Genomic DNA, 1751 nt, shown 5'->3' on the forward strand with positions numbered 1-1751 from the left:
CCCACATCGCAGGGAGGACCCCGTGACACGCTCGGCCCAGCAGGACCCCGCCTCCCCGGGTGCCGAGTCCGAGCCGGGTTCTGGTTCCGGCTCCGGTTCGGGTGGCGAGGAGACGGCAGCCGCCGCCACCGTCGCCGAGCCCACCTCCACGCTCACTCCCGAGCCCGAGTCGGCACCCGCGGCGGCGAAGACCGTAACTGGGGCACGTACACAAGCCGCCGAAGCCGAGAACGAGGCTGCGGCTGAATCCGAGGGCCAGAAGGCTGCCGTACGAGGCGGGGTTGCGCAGGGTGCGACTGCCGAGGCCGGAGCCGGAGCCCAAGGTGGGGAAGCCCTCCCCGGCCAGTCCGAGGCCGAGGGTGACCCCGGCGCCGCCGCGGTGGCCCAGAGTCGGCTGCCCGCGCTCGTACGGACCATGACCGCGACTGCGATCGACCGGCCGCAGCAGCGGACCGGACCGGTGGGACGGCCGGGCAAGGCGGTGCTCGCCGGAGCCGCCGTCGCGGGAGCGCTGCTCGTGTCCGTGCCGCTGCTGATGCTCGGCGGGAACGACGACAAGGACCCCAAGGGGCCGGCGTCGGGGGACACGGTGCTGGGTGGCAGCACGCAGGACGTGCCCGGCGACTTCGCGGTGACCTCGCCCGACACCGGTTCCTCGGACGACGGCGGGAAGAAGCCCGTCGAGAATGGCCGGCCCGCCCGGAACGCCGCCACGTCCGCTCCCGCGAAGAGCGGTGAGGACAAGGGTGGGAAGAAGGGCGAGGACGAGCCGAAGAAGAGCGCCGGGCAGAAGGACGAGCCGAAGAAGCAGGACGGAGGGAAGACCTCGGGCGGCGACAAGGGCGGGCCCGCGAAGGCCGGTTCGGGAGTGACCCTCAGCGCACCGGTCTCCCTGCGCAGCCACCTCTCGGGCCGGTGCATCGACGTACCGGGCGGTGATTTCGGCGACGGCAAGAAGCTGTTCGTGTGGGACTGCAACAACGGCGCCGCGCAGAAATGGCAGTTCGCCTCTGACGGCACCGTGCGTATCAAGGGCCTCTGCCTGGACGTGGCGAACGCGAACTACAACAATGGCGCCCCGATCCAGATCGCCAGGTGCAGTGGCAACGACGCCCAGAAGTTCGTCCTGAACTCCAGCCACGACCTGGTGAACACCGTCGTCGGCAAGTGCGTCGACATCAAGGACAACAACCGGGACAGCGGTGCCTGGCTGCAGCTGTGGAGCTGCGCGGGCACCGACAACCAGAAGTGGAGCGTCTGACAGGACGCCCCGCAGGCCGGGAGCATCCCTCCCGGGCACCCGCCCGCCCGCCGGGCGAGGCATGATGCAACCGTCGGCTCGCCGGCACGCGCCCCCGGTGAGGGGGCGCCCGTTGATGAAGCCCCCGTGGCAAGGAGGTTGGTGCGTGTCGCGCCAGGTACTGACGGTCGGTCCGGGGGACCGGGACCGCTACCGGACGATCGGTGAGGCACTCGTGGCTGCCCGCACCGGCGCCCTCATCAGCGTCCGGCCCGGGACGTACGCGGAGAACCTGGTGGTCAACACCAGGGTCACCCTCACCGCCGCCGAAGGGCGGGGCACGGTCGAGATCCGGCCGCGCACGGGCAGCGTGCTCGCGCTGCGCGCCGACGCCGTGATGATCTCCGAACTGACCCAGCGCGGCGGTGAGGCCGAGCACCCGGCCGTGGACGTGCGGCGCGGCCAGGCCGCGCACGACGGCGGGGAGAGCGGCGGCCCCGCCGGGACCGCG

The 1751-nt window shown here is 72.3% G+C and carries 1 protein-coding gene and 1 pseudogene; both read left to right on the top strand.

Annotated features, from left to right (window positions below):
* Window positions 1-22: 22 nt before the first annotated feature.
* Window positions 23-1261 carry an RICIN domain-containing protein gene (locus O3Q52_RS52755; protein WP_269655496.1) on the top strand — a complete coding sequence of 413 codons (1239 nt, stop codon included), beginning with the start codon at window positions 23-25 and terminating at the stop codon, window positions 1259-1261.
* A 145-nt stretch (window positions 1262-1406) separates the two neighbouring features.
* Window positions 1407-1751: pseudogene (locus O3Q52_RS52760) on the top strand (sporulation protein); the annotation flags it as partial.

This window comes from Streptomyces sp. ActVer, from assembly GCF_027270795.1.
Lineage (GTDB): Bacteria > Actinomycetota > Actinomycetes > Streptomycetales > Streptomycetaceae > Streptomyces > Streptomyces umbrinus_A.